Origin of the sequence: Mucilaginibacter sp. OK283 (assembly GCF_900110415.1) — a bacterium.
GTDB lineage: Bacteria > Bacteroidota > Bacteroidia > Sphingobacteriales > Sphingobacteriaceae > Mucilaginibacter.
The window spans coordinates 144,740-163,707 of record NZ_FODR01000013.1 but is presented as its reverse complement, the minus strand read 5'-3'; the positions used below and the strand labels follow the sequence as shown (position 1 = coordinate 163,707).

13 protein-coding genes are annotated in these 18,968 nt (G+C 44.4%); 4 read left to right on the top strand and 9 right to left on the bottom strand.

What is annotated here, in order from left to right:
- Positions 1–180: 180 nt before the first annotated feature.
- A complete protein-coding gene (locus BMX56_RS24790) occupies positions 181–429 on the bottom strand; it encodes a hypothetical protein (RefSeq protein ID WP_090652387.1) in 249 nt (82 codons plus the stop codon).
- Between the two features lie 152 nt (positions 430–581).
- Here BMX56_RS24790 and BMX56_RS24785 point away from each other — a divergent pair, with 152 nt between their 5' ends.
- The 3 genes from BMX56_RS24785 to BMX56_RS24775 all read left to right on the top strand — a co-directional run bounded on the left by BMX56_RS24785 (position 582) and on the right by BMX56_RS24775 (position 5,126).
- The gene (locus BMX56_RS24785) at positions 582–1,487 is read left to right on the top strand and encodes a DUF6263 family protein (protein WP_090652386.1); all 906 of its coding nucleotides are present in this window, start codon (positions 582–584) and stop codon (positions 1,485–1,487) included.
- Positions 1,488–1,608: 121 nt separating this feature from the next.
- Positions 1,609–3,624 (top strand): NAD-dependent DNA ligase LigA, encoded by a 2,016-nt coding sequence (gene ligA, locus BMX56_RS24780; protein ID WP_090652385.1) that lies wholly within the window; start codon positions 1,609–1,611, stop codon positions 3,622–3,624.
- A gap of 521 nt (positions 3,625–4,145) precedes the next feature.
- Complete coding sequence (locus BMX56_RS24775; protein ID WP_090652384.1) at positions 4,146–5,126, top strand: type I phosphomannose isomerase catalytic subunit; 981 nt, start codon at positions 4,146–4,148, stop codon at positions 5,124–5,126.
- 118 nt (positions 5,127–5,244) lie between these two features.
- On the opposite strand, the gene BMX56_RS24770 is transcribed toward BMX56_RS24775, so the two are convergent.
- From BMX56_RS24770 to BMX56_RS24755, 4 genes are all read right to left on the bottom strand, one after another.
- Complete coding sequence (locus BMX56_RS24770) at positions 5,245–5,691, bottom strand: response regulator (RefSeq protein WP_090652383.1); 447 nt, start codon at positions 5,689–5,691, stop codon at positions 5,245–5,247.
- A gap of 16 nt (positions 5,692–5,707) precedes the next feature.
- Positions 5,708–7,189 (bottom strand): PAS domain-containing sensor histidine kinase, encoded by a 1,482-nt coding sequence (locus tag BMX56_RS24765; RefSeq protein ID WP_090652382.1) that lies wholly within the window; start codon positions 7,187–7,189, stop codon positions 5,708–5,710.
- Between the two features lie 409 nt (positions 7,190–7,598).
- On the bottom strand, positions 7,599–8,282 hold the full coding sequence (locus BMX56_RS24760) for a DNA alkylation repair protein (RefSeq protein WP_090652381.1): 684 nt from the start codon (positions 8,280–8,282) through the stop codon (positions 7,599–7,601).
- Positions 8,283–8,286: 4 nt separating this feature from the next.
- Positions 8,287–8,751, bottom strand: coding sequence for a YciI family protein (locus BMX56_RS24755; protein WP_090652380.1), 465 nt, complete (start codon positions 8,749–8,751; stop codon positions 8,287–8,289).
- Between the two features lie 503 nt (positions 8,752–9,254).
- Between BMX56_RS24755 and BMX56_RS24750 the strand changes: the two genes are divergently transcribed.
- Positions 9,255–9,716, top strand: coding sequence for a helix-turn-helix domain-containing protein (locus BMX56_RS24750; RefSeq protein ID WP_218152484.1), 462 nt, complete (start codon positions 9,255–9,257; stop codon positions 9,714–9,716).
- Between the two features lie 346 nt (positions 9,717–10,062).
- Here BMX56_RS24750 and BMX56_RS24745 read toward each other — a convergent pair whose 3' ends face one another.
- Genes BMX56_RS24745 through BMX56_RS24730 form a run of 4 tightly spaced genes read right to left on the bottom strand, consistent with a single transcriptional unit; the run spans position 10,063 to position 18,425 of the window.
- A complete protein-coding gene (locus BMX56_RS24745; protein WP_090652379.1) occupies positions 10,063–10,440 on the bottom strand; it encodes a hypothetical protein in 378 nt (125 codons plus the stop codon).
- Between the two features lie 28 nt (positions 10,441–10,468).
- Complete coding sequence (locus tag BMX56_RS24740; RefSeq protein ID WP_177183909.1) at positions 10,469–14,053, bottom strand: DUF6443 domain-containing protein; 3,585 nt, start codon at positions 14,051–14,053, stop codon at positions 10,469–10,471.
- 47 nt (positions 14,054–14,100) lie between these two features.
- Entirely contained in the window at positions 14,101–18,027 is a 3,927-nt protein-coding gene (locus BMX56_RS24735) for a hypothetical protein (protein ID WP_090652377.1), read from the bottom strand.
- A 35-nt stretch (positions 18,028–18,062) separates the two neighbouring features.
- On the bottom strand, positions 18,063–18,425 hold the full coding sequence (locus tag BMX56_RS24730) for a hypothetical protein (protein ID WP_090652376.1): 363 nt from the start codon (positions 18,423–18,425) through the stop codon (positions 18,063–18,065).
- Positions 18,426–18,968: the final 543 nt, after the last annotated feature.

The following is an 18,968-nucleotide window of genomic DNA, read 5'->3' as shown; positions in this document are numbered from 1 at the left end:
TAGAAGCGGATACCGGCAAACGTGCTTAAGGTCTGTGCAGTATGAGCGTATAGCCCGGCCGAAGGCAACGCCATAAACGTGGTCGAAAAAAAAAGATAGCCCATGAACAATAAATTCCCATGGACTATGAACCATGAGCCATTATCCATGAACTATCAAAGTCTTTGTTACCTGTTTTACTTAGGATGCGTAATGGTTTTTTATTTGGTTGGCCAGTTGAGCCATAACATTGGCGCCTAACTTTCCGCGGCTGCAAACCACATCGCTGCGGTTTTTGTCAAAATTAATTTCTGCAATAACTTTACCCTGGTCAACCACGCGGAACTTTCCTGCTTCGTTGGGTAAAACAGCTACCGCGCGCTCATCATTTTTAAAATTGATTAACACGTGGAACTGATGCTGTGGTATAAATGCTATTTGCTGTAACATAAATGCCTCCTTTCGGTCTTGAAATGCCTGAAAAATTAAAGTCAAATTGGTTACTATAAAGTTAACGAAATTAGTTTTAATAAATTGCTATGTTTTAGCATATTTTTTAGCCAAAATATTATAATATCTTAGCCTATTATAAGCTACCAACTATGAAGTACCTGTTTAACTTGTTTTTGCTGTTTTTTGCTGCAATTTCGTGCCAGGGGCAAAAGCTGAAACTTGTTTTAAATTTAACAAAAGGGAATACCTATAACATGGTTACCACCACAAAATCGGCCATAACGCAAACCATAAACGGACAGGTAAACCATATTGATGTAACGGTAACGGGTACAACAGCCTTTAAAGTACTTAGTGCCGATGATTCGCTGTACTATATGGAGGTTACCTATAAATTCCTGACTATGAAGATGCAACTGCCCGAGGGGCCTGTTAGCTTTGATTCCGAAAAAAGAGATCCGGCTGATTTGATGTCGTCCATGTTGGGCGCGTTAATTGATAAGCCATTTACGGCTACGTTTACCAGGAGCGGTAAAATTCGGTCGGTTAACAATGTGGAGCGGATGATATCATCTGTACTGGATGGTTTCCAGGAAATTCAGGGCGTGCAGAAGGAGGAACTGAAGGCAAAGTTTATCCAATCATTTGGGAGTAATGCTATCAAAGGCAGTATCGAAATGTCCACAGCCGTATTCCCCGAAACGCCGGTTGCCCGGAATGATAAGTGGACAATAAATACAACTCTTCAAAGCACCATGAAGGCCAATGTAGCTATGGTATACCAGTTAACCGATGCCACTACCGCCAGCTACATAATTCATGGCGAAGGCAGCATAACTACTATCCCCGCCCCGCCAGATGCACAGATGAAATATAATATGAAAGGCACCATGACATCAGATGTTAAAGCCGACAGGGTAACCGGCTGGATCACCGAATCGAAAATAAAGCAAAGCATAGGCGGCACGGTAGCCATAAAAGACAATCCAGATGCCCCCGGCGGCGCTACCTTCCCGATGAGCATGGTGAGTGAGACGGTTATTACTGATAGGTAGTTCATTCGGTTCATGGCCTATGGTTCATAGTTCATGGTAGAAAAATTTACCAACCTCAAAAAAGCCATGAACTATGATCTATGAACCATGAACCAATTGACTAATTTATTACCTTCGTACCATGTCACCCGCCGAAGCTAAAAAACAGATTAAGGCCCTTAGCGCCGAATTGAAGCAGCACAATTACAATTATTATGTGCTGGCTATGCCTACCATCAGCGATTTTGATTTTGATAAAAAGCTGAAAGAACTGAACAAGCTTGAAAAGGAATTTCCCGAATTTTTAGACCCCGATTCGCCTACGCAAAGGGTGGGCGGAGAGGTTACCAAAGAATTTGTAACGGTAAGGCACCGCTGGCCCATGCTATCGTTAGGTAATACCTATAACGAGCAGGAACTGGTGGAGTTTGACCAGCGCATTCGCAAAGCTATCGGTGATAGTTTTGAATACGTTTGTGAGCTTAAGTTTGACGGCCTTAGCATGAGCTTAACCTACGAACACGGCAAACTGGTGCGTGCAGTAACCCGGGGCGACGGTACACAAGGCGATGAAGTAACCACCAATGTACGCACCATACACAGCATACCCAAAAAACTGACATCCGGCGATTACCCCGACCTGTTCGAAATTCGCGGCGAGGTGTTTATGCACCTGAAAGCTTTTGAGCGTTTAAATAAGGAGCGTACAGATAATGGCGAAATGACATACGCCAACCCACGCAATTTTGCATCGGGTACTATGAAACTACAGGATTCGGCCGAGGTGGCCAGGCGCCCGCTGGATTGTTTTCTGTATGGTTTATATACTGAAAAAACATTGTTTAAAACCCATTGGGAAAGCCTGGAAGCTGTTAAAAGCTGGGGCTTTCATGTTGATAACCACAGCCAGCTTTGCAGCGATATTAGCGGCGTGCTGGAATTTATAAGCCATTGGGATAAAGAGCGGTTTAACCTGAGCTATGATATAGATGGCATTGTTATTAAGGTAAACAACTACTCGCAGCAGCAAGAACTGGGCTTTACATCCAAGTCGCCGCGTTGGGCCATATCCTATAAATTTAAAGCCGAGCGGGTAGAAACCGAATTATTACAGGTAACTTACCAGGTAGGCCGCACCGGCGCGGTTACCCCGGTTGCCAACTTAAAGCCGGTATTGCTGGCCGGCACAACCGTAAAGCGTGCCACCCTGCACAATGCCGATGAAATTACCGAACGCCTTAAATTGCACGAGCATGATACTGTATTTGTTGAGAAAGGAGGGGAGATCATCCCCAAGATCATTAGCGTTAATTTGGATAAGCGCAAGCCTGATGCCAAAGCTATTGCTTACATAACCCATTGCCCGGCCTGTGATACGCCTTTATTGCGGACCGAAGGCGAAGCTGCATGGTATTGCCCGAACGACGAAGGTTGTCCGCCGCAGATAGTAGGTAAAATGCAGCACTTTATTGGCCGCAAGGCCATGAACATTGATGGCCTGGGCGACGAAACTATAGAAACGCTGCACTCTCGCGGGTTTATAAACCACATCAGCGATATTTATGATTTGCATACCCACGCGGCTGAATTAAAGCAAATGGGACGTTTTGGCGAAAAATCCATCAGTAATATGCTGGATGGTATCGAAAAATCAAAACAGATGCCTTTTGAAAAAGTACTGTTTGGAATGGGCATAAGGTATGTTGGCGAAACGGTGGCCAGGAAACTTGCTTTCCATTTTAAAACCATTGATAAATTGATGGCTGCCACCGAAGAGGAACTTATCGCAGCCGACGAAATTGGCGGCCGCATTGCCCAAAGTATTGCAGAATACTTTGGCGATGAAAAACATAAGCAGGAGATAGAGAAATTAAAAGATGCCGGGCTGCAATTTGTAGCCGAAGAAAAAGAAGTAACCCTGGCCAGCGAAAAATTGGCGGGCCAAAGCTTTATTATTTCGGGCGTGTTTGAAAAATTTTCGCGCGATGAACTGAAAGATATTATTGAACAAAATGGTGGCAAAATTTTGAGCAGTATTTCGGCAAAGCTAAATTATCTTGTTGCCGGTGATAACATGGGGCCGGCCAAGCTCGAAAAAGCGCAAAAACTTAATATCCCAATTATTAGCGATCAGGAGTTATTGGATTTGATTGCGTAATTGTAGGGCTATCATTGATGATATAAATTTCCTGTACTGAGGTTTGCTGTGTGTGCATCTTTCAGGTTCTTATCAATAAATAAACCGAATGTCGAGTAACCACCAGCTAAGTTGGAAAAAAAAGGAATGACGCATTGGGTTTAGAACTCGACAACAATTATGTCATGCGGATATCTATCAGGTAAACCTAAAAAAAGATTATGACACGCAACGGATATAGTTAAACGAATGTTCTAAACTACCGTCATTGCGAGGCTCGAAGCAATCCCCTACGTGCTTAGTCCCACATAGTTCGGGATTGCTTCGTGCCTTATAATGACGGTATAGAGGAGGTTGTGGTATCCATAGTCGTCATTACTATTTTTTCCAGCAGGGCTGGTGGATACTCGCAATCACCGGTATTCGATATTGATAGTTTGCTTATCTCTGCATTAAAAGCCATTACTCCCTGCCGATTTAAAAGTTATTTGGGGCTTTTTATATTAAACTTTTAACTTAGCGGGCAAAAGCAACAAACTACTATGTCGGCATTATATCCTTTAAAGTTTAAAACCATATATAAAGATAAAATCTGGGGCGGTCAAAAAATCAAAACCTATCTGCATAAAGATTATGGCGATTTGCCAAACTGTGGTGAAACCTGGGAGTTATCGGGCGTAAAATCGGATGTATCTGTGGTAAATGGCGGCGTGCTGGATGGCGAATCATTGGCTGATTTATTGGAGCAATATAAAGACGAGTTGGTTGGTAAAAAGGTTTACGACCATTTTGGTAATATTTTTCCTTTGCTGATTAAATTTATTGATGCCAATGACGACCTGTCGGTACAGGTACACCCGGATGATAAACTGGCCAGGGAACGCCATAACTCATTCGGCAAAACCGAAATGTGGTATGTTATTGAAGCCGACCCGGGCTCGACGCTGATAGCCGGTTTTAACCAGGAGATGACGGAGCAGAAGTATGTAGACGCGTTAAACAGCGGCCATATTATGGATATATTGAATAAAGAGGATGTTGCCGCCGGCGATGTATTCTTTTTACCAGCCGGTCGGGTACATACCATAGGCAAAGGTTTGCTAATTGCCGAAATTCAGCAAACATCCGATATCACGTACCGCATTTACGATTTTGACAGGGTAGATGATAAAGGCAATAAACGTGAGCTACATACCCAGGAAGCATTGGCTGCTATTGATTACAAACACTACCCGGAATATAAAACCATATACCAGCCGCAAAAAGACGAAACCGTTCATTTGGTAACCTGCCCTTACTTTACTACCAACATACTTGATTTTGACAAAAGCACCGCGAAAGATTATTCGGCGCTTGATTCGTTTGTGGTACATGTTTGCGTTGAAGGCGCTTATAACGTAACCTATAACGGCGAAACCTACCCGGTAAAAATGGGCGAGTGCATCCTGCTGCCCAAAAGCATTGATAAAATTGAACTGAAGACCACCGGTGGCTTTAAAATATTAGAAAGTTATATCGAATAACAAGCATAATATTAATATAGTAAGTGCTTTTTAGACTAAAAAGCTGTCTGAAAAATGAAAATTATTCGTATTCGTTGATTTAATCAACGAATACGAATTCTATGTCATACGTAAATCATTAAGCTTTATACTTACTTATATTTGAAGCAGCATCCTGTTCCCGGAGTACGTTTATGATTGCGCGCAGCTGATATTCATTTATCGGCTTAAAAATATAATCTGCTACATCAGCAATTTTTTTTGCCCGGTAAATATCATTCAGGTCGATAGATGAGCTGAGCATGTATACCGTGATTTTTTTGCTCAATTGGGATTTTATTTCCGCAAATTTCCGCATAAAATCCCAGCCATCCATGTTGGGCATATTAATATCCAGGAATATTACATCTGGTAAATTGTGGCTGTTATGCGGGTTTGTTAGCCAGGTAATGGCCTGGCTTCCGTCGCAAAAATTAATTACCTGGCTATTAAGCCCCCTTAAATTGATTAGTTTTTTAAATCCGAAAGTATAAACCTGATCATCGTCAATTAAGCACACCCCCACGGGATCCTTCTCTGCTGTCATCTGCTATTGGTATTATTTATACCAGCCTAATAGTAAATTTTGTGCCAATGTTTACGGTGCTGTCCACTTTTATAGTGCCGCCCAATGCCTCTATCTGGTTGCGGGTTATAAATAGCCCAATACCTTTTGCGTCGGGGTTTTGATGAAAGGTTTTGTACATGCCAAACATTTTATCGCCGTATCGCTCCATATCAATGCCGATACCATTGTCTTCAAAAAAGAGGTAAATATGATTCCGTTCTTTTATGGTGTGGCATTTTATAAGAGGCTTTCGCTCAGGCGAACTGTATTTAAGCGCGTTGGTGAGCAGATTTTGTAAAATACTCTCCATATAAGCCGGGATGTAATGTATTTGCGGGCATTTACTAAAATCGTAGGTTATGGTGGCTTCAAGCGTGTCGATATTGCTTTTTAATGCCGATATGATATTTTTAAATACTGTCTCAAAATCAACCACCGTCCGCTCATTGGTAATTTCGGTTTGAATTTGAACTATCTCGTTTAAATGCTCAATTGTAGCACTTAGGCTATCGCTGATTGATTTAATATGCGACAAAATTTCGGCCCTGTCGTCAGGAAGCTCGGTTTCATCATGTAGTGTTACCATGAACTGTAAATTGCCTGCATGCGACCGAAGGTTATGTGATACAATGTAAGCGAAATTTTGCAGGCGCCTGTTTTGGTCTGTCAATAAATTTAACGACGATTCCAACGCCAGGTTCTTGCGTTTTTTATTATCAATATCCTGTATAATTCCCCTTATGGTAATGCATTTGCCAAAATCATTAATAATGGGTATCCCTTTGGCCCTTACCCAAATTACATTGTTTTTTGCCGATCGGAAAAGCAATTCCAGGTCATAAGGCTGGCAATATTCTATTGCATTGTCAATAGCGTTTTTAATCACCGGGCGGTGCGGCGGTTCAAAAAAGCTGATAACCTCATCCAGTGAAAGCTTAACATGGTTTTGCAACTCATAAATATCATAAAACTGCTTTGATAAAGATAGGCCCATGGTAAGTGCGTTCAGCTCCCAACTGCCCAATTTGGCAATTTTAAGGGCCTCGCTATAAACTAAATCATTGTGCGCCGCCTGTATCTGAGCCTGTTTATACTGGTTAATATTAATGATCGATCCGTAAATGATTTGCCCGGTTTCGTCATTGTATTTTTTTACCGTACTCTCAAACCAATGATAGCCCGACTGCTTAGTGAGTAGCCTGATTTGTAGTGGTTGGGTTGAAGTTGAAGGTTGGTTGTTCAGCGCTGTTAAAAAAGCAGGTTTATCCTGGTGATATAGTAAATGTTCAAAAAATATATGGTTCGAACATTCTATTTCGTCCGGCTCGTATCCCAAAACGGTGTAAAACCCTACCGACCATTTGATGTTTTTTGTTGTAATGTTGTATTCCCAAATGCCGGCATTTATATTATCGATGATTTGGGCAAGGTGTTGCTTGCTATCGTCAGAAAATTTGTGCCCTTCAGAAAAACTCATACTAATACTATAAAATAGCCCCTTTATTTAGTTAATGCAACATGCTATTAATAAAATATGTGCCATAATTATAAAATAACTTTATTTACAACCTTTGGTTGTTTACGTTTAACCAAACCACTATTTTTTTTGAACAATTATGGGATTTCAAATATAGTATTTGGTATCATATAAATCACTCTGATACTGATAATTACAAAATAAAAATTGCGCACCGGAAATTCAGGTATTTATAAGGGAGATATTGTTAAATAACCTCCTTTAACGGTAACGGGAAGTGTATTTTTTGCACTTTAAACGCTAAAATGGAATGCGATAATACTTTGCTGGCCTGAAATTTTTAATAAATAATAAAAATTATCGCAAAAAACCGAAAGAATGGCCGGTTTTTAGGCTTATGTCCTGTTTTTTATGAGGGTTTATATTTTTTTAAAGAATTTTTATCAATTATCAACTCGGCCAGGGCATTGGAGGCAATCCATTTGGCCGATTTGTAATTTTGATTTGCAATACGGTTGGCGGCGGCAATTGCCACGGCTTTTAACGTGCTGTTTCTTTTTCCTATTTGTCGCAGGGCCCAGTTTATGGCCTTTTTAACAAAATTGCGGCTGTCCCAGGCCTCACGCTCCATAATGGCAAAAAAAGGTATAAAGATATCGTCGGCGGCTTTTTTGCTATGTACAGCGTATTCGGCCATTAAAACAAAACCCGCGCGTTTAACAAACTCTTCTTCCCGGGCGCTAAACTCAATGGCCTTGGCAACAGCAAAAGATGTCCGGTCAAAAAGGTTTCCGCATACCTGGTCGCACAGGTCCCACGAATAAAAATCTTTTGTCCAGCTATCTATTTGTTGTTCGGTAACGCATGCCGGGTCGTCAACCAGCGAGGCCATAATTCGCGCCTCATGAATGCCGGTATCCCAGAGTTGCTGTGCAAGCAAGTGGTCTTTTTTTAACCCTTTAGCCAATTTGCGTACAGCAGGGAGTTTAACGCCAAGAGCCCTGGAACTGTCTATACCAAAACGCTGCATACCGGTAAGATAGGTTGGGTTGGCCTGTTGCTTAAGTAGTTCTATAATTTCGTCAGCCTGCATTGCCTTAATCGGTAAAGTTCGCGTTCTCAAGTGTGTGGTGAATTTTTACCACTTCCATTAAGGCAGCCGAACAATAAAACGGGTGCAATTCCATTATTAACGAACCGGCTTTTATTGCCGGGTCGGTTTCGGTAAGGGTTTTTGCTTCTTCAATGGTTGCTACATTGAAAATGAAGATGCCTTTGATAGGCTGATCATCCAAAAAAGGACCGGCAACCACTAATTTGCCTTCATCGGCCAGTTTGGATATGTTTTTTAAATGGGCCATTTGCAATTGCATGCGCGCTGCCGAATCTGTTAAACGGGTTGGCCCTTCCTTTAAAAAAGCCATAATATACTTTTTCATCCCATATTTATCGGCGCCCAGTTTTTTGGCAAGTGCAGCATCGTAAACCGGTTTAGTTTGTTTTTGAGCAAGACAATTGACACTTAACGTAGCCATGGTAATGATGAGGATAAGCTTTTTCATGTAAGGGTTTGTTGGTTTATCAAATATACATTTATCAGGATGAATGATGCAATTCCTTAGTCATTTCGCTTCGCTGTTGTTGGTCATTGGCGCTTCGCTTGTCATTGGTCATTTCGCTGCGCTGTCATTAGTCATTTACGTCCCCTCGGGTCTCTTTGTAAAACGACCCTGAGGGTTTCGGGAAGCAACTACCCCTTGGTGAGTTGGATTTTTGAAACCGAGTACAGTGATGTATCCGGATCGCGTAAGCTCTGATTTATCGGAGCGAAGATTATCGGTTGCTTTAAGCATCCCTTAAGCTACGGGCATAGTGATTCGAAGCCTGGAGATTTTGAATAGTGAGGTTCGCGCATTTTTGACTTTTATTTTTTGACTTAAATCATGGCGTACGCCGCCGGTAGAAGCGGCGCCAGGCTATACACTCATACAGCACAGGCGTTAGGCCACGGGCCGGTATCCGTTTCTATCCTTTACGCGAACTGCGGGTATACAAAAACACCCGGGTGAAATTAAACATCCGGGTGTTGCATATTCATTACTTAGCATGGCGTTTACCTATCAGCGGGCCACAAGGCTGGAGCCTTGCGGCAGCGGAGCTTGCGGTAGCTGGGGACAATATTAAGCGTATTAGAGAGGAAAAGAGTTTAACACAACAGCAGATCGCCGACCTGGTGAGTATGCACCGCTCTAATTATTCTAAAGTAGAAAGCGGGCAGCGTGAACTTTCCGTTGTCGCTCTTAATAAGGTTGCCCAGTACTTTAATATCACCCTTGATGAACTGGTGAACATGGAAAGCAGCATGCCCCACGAAGTAACCGTAGAAGATAAAACGACCGTTGAGCAAATAAAGCTGATCCAGGAACTCGATCCGGATGATAAGTCTATGATCTTTAAGATGATCGATACCATGCTCACGAAGAAGAAGTTTAAAGACTTCTTTCAGAAGAATGTAGCCGCACTTTAAAACAACAAAGCCCGGCATCACGGCCAGGCTCTGTTTATTCTACAGCTTTATATTATCCAACAAGCACCCTGCCTTGCATGCGTACCACAAGCCCGGAGGCTTGCGGCAGCGACAAACGCTTGCGGTAGCTGGGGACAAACGCTTGCGGTAGCTGGTGTTAGCCACCTGGCCGGTGTCCGTTTCATCCTTTACGCGAACTGCCGGGATACAAAAACAGCCGGATGAATTACGCATCCGGGTTTGGCATATTCGTTACTTAGCATGGCGTTTACCTATCAGCGGACGCACAAGCCAAGAGGCTTGCGGCAGCGACAAGACCTTACGGTAGCCGACGATACTTTCATATTCATACTACTGATTTACGATCTATATATCCTTCAAAGCCAGTAAATAGAATAAAGTTCTGATCACCTTCTAAAATGTCTAGCGAGGATTCATCTTCCGGATCAAAACAAATATAAAAAAGATTGTCTTTCTTAATAAGCGTATAAGTTTCCACGTTGTAAAAGTGATATATGGAACTCCAATAAAACGAATATTCTTTTATCCCCAGAAATCTCAACTTTAAAATGGCACCCAGATCGTAAAGCAGCTTAAACTCAACTTCCACAACAAGATTATCATCTTCAGCGGTGAATATGTTAAACCTCCTAATTGAGGAACTTACAATGTATATTTTATTCAATTTCTCAAACAGAGAATGATCTTTTCCTATAAATTCCATTTAGTTTTATCTATTTAAATTATTAATGCTAATTGCTACTTCCACCGCTACTACCTCCACTATTGCTACTTCCACCGCTACTACCTCCACTATTGCTACTTCCACCGCTACTACCTCCACTATTATTACTTCCACCACCGCTGCTTTTTTGTTTTTGCTCTTCTTGTCTTCTTTCAGCTTTTGCTTTGTCTTTTTGTAGCTCATTTGGTTTAGGAGGCCTTCCTTTCATCCTTTTTGTTTTATTTAAGTTTCCGGGATTGGGATTAGGCATACGATCATGAACATGGTCTTTCTTTTCATTAGGAGGCGTATGAACTTCCGGATGGCCTTTATTGTGTTCTTTTTGCACCCGCCCGTCAGGGCCATATACTTTTGATGTTGTCCCTGGCTTATTTGTAACTACTGTATTAGGTATGGCTTCATCCGGCAGTTTGTTTTTGTTGCTGGCACCTTGTAATATCGGTGCTCGTAAATTTTCGTCACGCTGCATTACAGGAGTACCATCCGAATTTTGCGGATGTGTAATAATTTTGATTGTAATATACGCCGCTCCAGTAACGGTAGCAGCGGTTAGCGCAGAATATGCTGCATACGCCGCGGGTTCTTCCCAACCTTGGGCAACCGTTCCACAACACGGTGCTTTTCCATCAGGATCGGTTAACCTAACGGGATTATCAAACACATACCCATATGGTGAGGTGCTTTCCTGGCCATCTTCCACCAAAGGATCGACTGCTGTCCATCTGCCGACTGCCGGGTCATAGAACCTTGCGCCGTAATCGTAATACCCCGTTTCAGTTTGCAGCTCTTTATGGTTATAAAGATAATTATTTTGAGGACTTGTAACATTCGCTAAACTTTGAATAGTATACCCAAAGGCATAGTAATCATTGCGCTGCGAAATTACCGGCGTCATCTGCGTAGCATCGCTTAAGTTCCAGGTAAGCGTTATACGGGTATCGCCCAAATGATCTTTTAAATCATGCTCATATTTATAAACCGATCCGCTTTTCCTCGCCCTTCCCTCCTCGGTCTGGATAAAAGAAAGCACCGGCGTAGTGCCTGTATATTCATACTGGATCCCACCAATATACTCTGTGATGGTGGTAATACTGCCACTGGTAGATAGCTTGCGCAGCTTTTGGCCCGATGCATCGTAGATATAAGCAACTGAAACTCCCGATTTGATTACCGTCTGCGGCAGGTTAAGGATATTGTAAGCCTGGGTAATCCCTTTATTCAGGTCGGTGAGCTGGTTTCCGTTTCCGTCATAAGTATACTCACCGGCCTGCTTTACCGCCTCAAAAAAGCCAATTGTACCACCCGTCACAACATCATCTATCCTATCCACCTTATTTCCGCTTACATAACCAAAGCTCAGGCTGTCTATAACCGTACGCACTCCGTTTGAGTTATCATAACGGTTCAGCCTCACCATATTACCCATCACATCATAGCTGAAGTTCTCGTTGTAAAAATTGTCGTTAGGTATTGCCGTAGTGCTGATGGCATTGACAATCCTGTTCAGCTTATCGTACTTGTAATTATAGGTAAGCGCCGGAAGAGTGGTGCCCGATAATGCCCCGGTAAGTGTTTTCGCGCTGCCGATGTTACCGTTATACTGTGGGATGGCCGCATCGTCATATTTCAGGTCCATCCCGAACTGGTCATTAGCGTCGGTACTGGTTAAGGGATCATTGCTGAGCGCCCCATTATTGACATTGGTAACCCAGCCCCTGGCATTATAGCGGTAATCTACGTTCTGTAAAAATGTTGTTCCGTTAAGCGAGTGCAACCGCTTTTGCTTCAGCTGGCCTATCTCATTATAAATATTGTTAACAACGGTAACCTGGGCCTGCGCTGTGTTGGTTCCGTCTTTAAGCGTATTGAGCGTTTTTAGCTTCCGGCCAACATGGTCATATACCAGGCTGTCTGTCGAGGTTAGTATCGGTGTCCCGGCGGTCCCGCCCGCGTTTTTCATATAATGTGTGCGGGTAACTTTCACAGGCTGCTGTACAAAATTGTATTTAGTGCTTACATCATCATAATTATACTGATTAAGGGATGACGAACCTCCCAAATAATGCTGTTTAAAAGCACGTACCATTTTCCCTTCCTCGTCATAATAGTTTACCGTCCACAGGTAATCGGCGGTGGTATTCAGCACCAACGTTTTGGCGGCGGTTACCAGGCCGGCGGTATGTGTAGTGTTGCCGGTTACCACGTAGGCTGTGGGGAAATTTGGAATACCTGTATAGGTATCAAAATAAACAACGCCCAAAACTGTTGTAACCGTAAGCGGCCAGGCGGCAGAAGTATACCCATTACCGGTAGTAACCGGTGTTTCCCAGTAAGTGCTTACCCCGGCAACAAGCGCCTGTACCACCGCTTGATTATTGGTACCCGCCGTACTGCCCGGATGCTGATAAATGCCGGTAACAACCTGCCGTCCAAATGCGTCATACTTGGTAACCGTCCACTCCTGTGGGGCCTTCATCCGCTGCACCGAATCCTGTGTGCCCACCACCTGGTCAAGCTTATTATATACCATCAGGTCCCAGCCTTTGCCAGGCACTTTCTTCATCGTCAAACGTCCCCGGCCATCATAACGGTACTGGTAACATTTGCTGTCGAGCACTGCCTGGCTTATCGCAACGCCCGATGTATCCGGGCTGGCGCCGGGAGGCAGTACAAATGATAGCTGATTGCGTTCGTCATAAACATAATAGGTGCTCAGCATCTGGGCTGCCGATCCTTTAATGTTATAGGTACGCTTCAGCACCACTTGGCCTTCCTTATCTTTAAAAGTTTCGGTAGTGCCAAAACATTTATCGGTGGGTATCCAGTTCTCATCACGATTGATGGCAATATCCAGCTGACCATTAACATAGGTAGCCGTATTGCCTGTTCGCAAGAGTGAACGGCTGCCATCGGCATTGATCCTGGCGGTATAAAGCGCCACCTTATGGCTTCCCGCATTGGAGGTCACATTAGAGGTATTGAAAGCTGCCTGGTCATTGGTAGTAACCGAACTGCGTTGGGTGTGGTTGCTGCTTTCTTCTGCAGCCGTGCCCTGTATGCGCCATGCCGTGCCTGCCGCTCCCTGCTCAATAACCCTGCCTAAAGGCGAAGCCTCAAACCCCGTTTGTGCAAAGGGGTAGGGCGTCAGCACGATGCCGTTGCTTTGCTTCCCGTCCACCGTAGCTGTTCCGCCGGGATTATAAAAAGCGTTTACGCCCGCGCCGCTATTTAAAGCGTCACTGCGGTAGCTGCCATAGCTGGTTGAAGTACTCGGGTAAGGCAAATATCTTTTATCTTCCCGATCATAACCATCATAGCTAAACGGCTGGATAACATCATTGCCGCCAAAAGATGCCCTTTGCTGCACGGTTTGTAATGACCGGCCCAGCCCATCGTCGTACTCAATGGTGGTTTGTACCGAATCCTTTGTCGGGGTTAAGGCATCCAGTTTGGTTACCGTTGGTACTTTTAATCGCGGCGCGCGGGTACGCACGTAATTTTGTGATGTGGTTTGGGCTCCGGCTGCCAGCGGGATTAATAAAGCGCCAGTGAAAAACAACAGGCCCTTTTTTAAGTGATATATCAATGTCATGAGGTTAAGATTAGGTGGTGATGAAATAAATTTAAAGCAGGGATTCATCACGGGTCTATAATAATGGTTTGATACCCATCACCGGCCTGAAGGCTAAGGTTGGTATTGGTGCAAATCATTTTTGTATCGAGGCCCTGGCAGCCCGATATTTTTATTGACGCCGTTGTTGCCTGGTTAGTACCTGCCGTTATAGTTATACTTCCGTTACCAATACTTGTATAGCTTGGCCTGCCATCATAATAAGTGTATGTTGTAGATTGCTGGTAATTAACAGATAAATTTACCGGAACATTAATAGGTACACTGCCGTTTGCATCAGAGAAAGCTTTAAAAATAAAAGGCCTGTAGGTACTGCCATTGGTGGTAGTGGTTGCACCGTAAAACATCTCTACATAAATAGTTACCGGTATAGGGCAGGCAGTTGTATTGGTGCCGCCACTAATCCACTGGTATTGGTTATAAGTAGGGCTTAAGGTATTATTATCCCTTTGCTGAATCAGCTGTTCTCCGGTGTTGCCGCTTACGCCCTGCACACATTGCGTTGCTCCCGTATTAACCCAGCTGGGTTGCGGTATGGCATAGTTGTAATTAAAGTTTTTAAGTATGTTGCCATCCTGGTCGCGAATGTTCAGCAGGCGCTTCATATCATCATATTCGTAAAACTGGGTCAGGCCTTTCGTATCGGTTATACTCAGTACGCCTACTTCCGGTTTATACGTGTAGGTGTTCATCATGGCATTGGCAGGCACTAAACGCACTTCATCAATTAGGTTCCCGTTGCTATTTACCGTTACGGATGTAACTCCGGTAAGCGCCCAGTCGTACACCTGCCAGCTGGCGGTTATGGTTTTGGCCACGCCTCCAACTGTTACCGTACCGCTGCCCTTGGCCCATAAGCTTACAGTATAATTTCCTGACGGCAGGCCCGATTTGGTCATGGTACCGTTATAGCATTTCACGCCGGTACGGGCATCCGTGATAACCACGCTTGCTGCCGTATAAGGCCAACTGGTATCGTCATCTTCAAAACTGGTATAGGCTACTGATGATATCGTAGTGTTTTTAACCTGCGCTATAGGATAATTATTATGGTACCCCCACAGGTAGCTTACCTGCGAATTGCCGTCGCTGCCCGTCATGTCCTGCGATACCAGGTTGCCGCTGGTATAATCGTAGGTGTTTAAAATGCGCTGTTCAAACCCGGTGCTGCTGCTTAGCAAATTGAGGTATTGCCCGCTGCCGTTTTTAGCTTCCTGGTTCATGCTGGCAACCGGTGCCATGCTGTTATATCCATACAATACGGCGGGTTTTATTAGGCTGCCGTCATAGGAGGTCACCGCGGAGTTGGTCAGCACCGAGTCGGTTGCCGACCGCTTCAGCCACAATTGCTTCTCTAAAACAGGTGCGTACACGTACCTTGCTGTCAATGCACCTGAAACTGCTGTCGCATAGTTTTCAGGATATTTATTCTTTTCTACGAGTGTGGTTCCCTTGGAATCGTTGGTGGTTATCAAAACCTGGTTACGCGGTTTGGCATCATATACGTAGGTTTTGGTAGTTACCAGCGTGTCACTGGTGTTGTAGTATTTGACCTCCTTTTCAGAATCAAGCTTTGTCCATATCAAATCCAGCGAGTAAAAATCATAGGTATATACCCGCTCTGTGGGTTCGCCGGTTACCCAGCGTTTTTGTACGAATGGCTTTATGGCAAAAAAGCTGCTGTCACCTACTACCGAATAATTGTATTCTTTTTTCAGTACCTTGTTATAAACGCTCCCTGTCTTCTTAAAGTCTGTTTTCCTGACCAGCATTACGTCTGCGCCGGCCAAGGCCGAATTGTAATAATTGTAGTCGCTCCTGCTGAGCAGGTAGTCGCTGCCGTTTACCTGCTTTTCATAAACGGTTTTGTAATACATTGGTTGAGATGCGCTCAATCCGTTGCTGTTGGCCGAGGTGTACGCCAGATAATGTATTACCGGAGTTGGCTGGGTAACTCCACCTATGGTATGCGGCCCTTCCCAGTAGTCCTTTCCGCCATAATCCGGAATATTCAGCAGAACACCTGTAGACATGCCGATACTATCCTTATAAATGTATTCCTTTACCGAAGAAGGCGTGCCGGTGGCCAAAAAGTCGGTATAATCTGTTATCCGTTTAATGCGGATTCCCGGTCCCGCCTTCCCTTCAATTACCTGGTTTGTCCGCTCCCTGTAACTAACGGAGCCGGCAACATAATTTTCCTTTTCATCACATTTAATAGTCATGGTATAGGTGCCCGGCTGCAATAAAACCGAATCGGTTTTGCCGGCGTTATCGGAATTTGTAAGGATAGAAAAGTTGTAGGTTTGCGATCCTGTGATGATAACATCAGGCGTAAAGTTTTTGGTCGGGTCGGTAGGCAGCCTGCCGTTTGGATAACCGGCTACATCTTTTGGGGTGCGCTGCCAGTTCACTTTGACATATTGGGCAGTAACAACCTGGAAAGATAGGGGTGTTGACGTTATTACATTTACCGTATTGGTATCCGGCCTGGATATAAAATCGCTCGGCCCCAAAGTGTTATAGACATAATTGAGCCCGTTGTTCGTTAGGTTTTGCTCGTATTCGAATAAGGTTGATCCTCCCGTAGGGTAAACAATTTTACTTAAGATGCCCTTGTTTGAATAGCTGATATCGGGTTCCCTGCTCACACCGTAAGGATAATACGGTTTGGGTATGATGACCGGACCGTTTGACGATCCGTTGGCATAACCCCAGTGGTCGACCCCGGTGCTTGTTTTTGAATACGCAACATCACTGTTATAAAAGAAAAAGTGCTTTTTCAGCGTAGCCGGATTTAGCCCCTCCTCGATGCCGGTAAGCTTAAGCCTCTTGGTATCGGCAGTACCACTGACGTTGAAATAGTCTGTCTTGAGTTGAAACTTGTTGATCAGCTCTCCCAAGTAATTGTACACCTGGATATTGTCCAACCCGCTGGAGGTCATATCCTGTCGCTTTGAGGTGGTAGGGTTAAAATCAATCCTCATTTTTGAAGTAGTGATCCTCGAAAGCCGGATCGTGCCAACCTTTAGCGGGAATTCATTGCCAAGTTGTGAAAAAGTGTAGCCTGGCAGGGAATTGGTAACGTCAACGTTCAGCGTTTGGCTAAGTGGGCCGGCCTGTGCCACTACCTCCGGGGTGTCATAAGTAAATAAAATCTGATCCTTTGTGTCAGCCGAGGTAACGGTTTGCAGGTACCAGCTTGAGGTATAGCTGACCGGTGGGTTATAAAACGGCCGGTAAGCATCAATGATCTGGGTGATCTTAGAGTTGGTCAATTCTGTCGTCCAGAACCGGTACGTTGTTCCCTCTGGGGTGATAATAGTAAAGCCGTCGACGGCGGTTTCCCTTATTATGGTCAACTGCTGATACGGGTACTGGTAAACCTTGCCTTTGTAAAGGACGAATTTGCCCGAATGCCCCGCAAAGTTAAACGCGTATATATCAGGCTCCAGATCGACAGACAGGCCATACATGGCCTGCTCCATAAAGCTTTGGGTTATCGAATCCGGCTGGTGAAAGCGCCAGTCAACGTCCTGGTACTTGTTGGTTACGTGCTGATCCTCGTCCACTTTGTCCTTGATGATACGGGTAATTACGCCTCCGGCATCGAGCGACCAGCCGGCACCCACCCAGCTTGCTTCCTCAAATGGCTTTAAGCCATTGTTGTGATAATTCAACGTTATGGGAATTTTGAGCTGTTTGCCCACCGCTTCGGTAATGGGGATGCTGATGTTCGGGATTCCCGTTTGCAAACTGACTGGGACGATGCCGTACTTCCCCAATGAGGCGGCATTGGGCGACGGGGGGATCAGGTCGGTTCTTAATGAAAATTGGGATGAGGGGTTGGTGGTTTGCGCGTTTGTCTTTGTAAAAAACGAAAACAAAAGTACAAAGCAAAGCGCATGCAGCGTTATGGGTCTTGTCGAAAACATAGTTATACGTGATAAAGCTTAGAGAAATTTTATTGTTAGTTACCAGCACGGTTAAGCGTGCAATGCACCACCGAGCCGTTCAGACTGATGTTCATCCCAATGGAATCGGCATACACCGTCCCGTTGTGGTACACGTCCAGCCCGTTTACTGTAACTTTAAAGTGTAGCCCGGCAGTGTCCAGCTTGCCTTGGTCAATCGGGAACTCGCCAAGCGTACTTTTGGCGGTGCCGGCAACGGAATCGCCGATGAGCGTAAAATTGTAGGTTAAAGGGTAGGCGGTGCTGTCGGCAGTGAGCAGGCTGCCCGTCCATTTGCCTTGAAGATTGAACGGAGCAGCGGCAAGGCAAAGGGCGGCTGATGCCGATAGCACGGCCGCGACGATGGATTGTATTTTCATTGCGATAAGGTTATTTAGCAGTTTGGTAACAAAGATATTACTTGCGATGAAATCTGCAAGTTTTTTTTGACTTTTTGGGCAAACTTAAAAAGTGCAAGGATTGCCCTGGCCTTTTAGACGACGGATCAGGGAAAGACCAAGCGGAGAACGAAGGAATTTTAAGTAAGGCATTCGGTCCAAACTTTCACAACTTATTATCCGCACTTCAAATTTACAGCAGCTGGTAAAAATTAGTGGTGACACTACCTTGTCAGTACTTGATTACCAGGAAGATAAAAACGCGGCAGATAGCATGGCCCACTTGTGACTCTTTAACGAAATATGTGCATTGAAGCATAACGTCGGCCATCATCCAAACCACTAACATATGACCCACGCAAAAAATATCGCTCAGTAAGCTTTATTTACCTGAATGTATTTGTTTAGCCGCAGTCCCGTTAGCGATTGAAACGGATACCGGCCAGGCGCCTAAGGCCCTGTGTAGTATGAGTGTAAAGCGCGGGCCGCAGGCAACGGCAGGAAAAGAATCAAGAGGCGGGAATT

Coding starts and splice junctions, on each gene's coding strand:
- BMX56_RS24730 (WP_090652376.1), bottom strand. CDS start 18,425: ATGAAAATACAATCCATCGTCGCGGCCGTGCTATCGGCATCAGCCGCC.
- BMX56_RS24775 (WP_090652384.1), top strand. CDS start 4,146: ATGTCGGCATTATATCCTTTAAAGTTTAAAACCATATATAAAGATAAA.
- BMX56_RS24765 (WP_090652382.1), bottom strand. CDS start 7,189: ATGAGTTTTTCTGAAGGGCACAAATTTTCTGACGATAGCAAGCAACAC.
- BMX56_RS24760 (WP_090652381.1), bottom strand. CDS start 8,282: ATGCAGGCTGACGAAATTATAGAACTACTTAAGCAACAGGCCAACCCA.
- BMX56_RS24755 (WP_090652380.1), bottom strand. CDS start 8,751: ATGAAAAAGCTTATCCTCATCATTACCATGGCTACGTTAAGTGTCAAT.
- BMX56_RS24785 (WP_090652386.1), top strand. CDS start 582: ATGAAGTACCTGTTTAACTTGTTTTTGCTGTTTTTTGCTGCAATTTCG.
- ligA (WP_090652385.1), top strand. CDS start 1,609: ATGTCACCCGCCGAAGCTAAAAAACAGATTAAGGCCCTTAGCGCCGAA.
- BMX56_RS24740 (WP_177183909.1), bottom strand. CDS start 14,053: ATGACATTGATATATCACTTAAAAAAGGGCCTGTTGTTTTTCACTGGC.
- BMX56_RS24745 (WP_090652379.1), bottom strand. CDS start 10,440: ATGGAATTTATAGGAAAAGATCATTCTCTGTTTGAGAAATTGAATAAA.
- BMX56_RS24735 (WP_090652377.1), bottom strand. CDS start 18,027: ATGTTTTCGACAAGACCCATAACGCTGCATGCGCTTTGCTTTGTACTT.
- BMX56_RS24790 (WP_090652387.1), bottom strand. CDS start 429: ATGTTACAGCAAATAGCATTTATACCACAGCATCAGTTCCACGTGTTA.
- BMX56_RS24770 (WP_090652383.1), bottom strand. CDS start 5,691: ATGACAGCAGAGAAGGATCCCGTGGGGGTGTGCTTAATTGACGATGAT.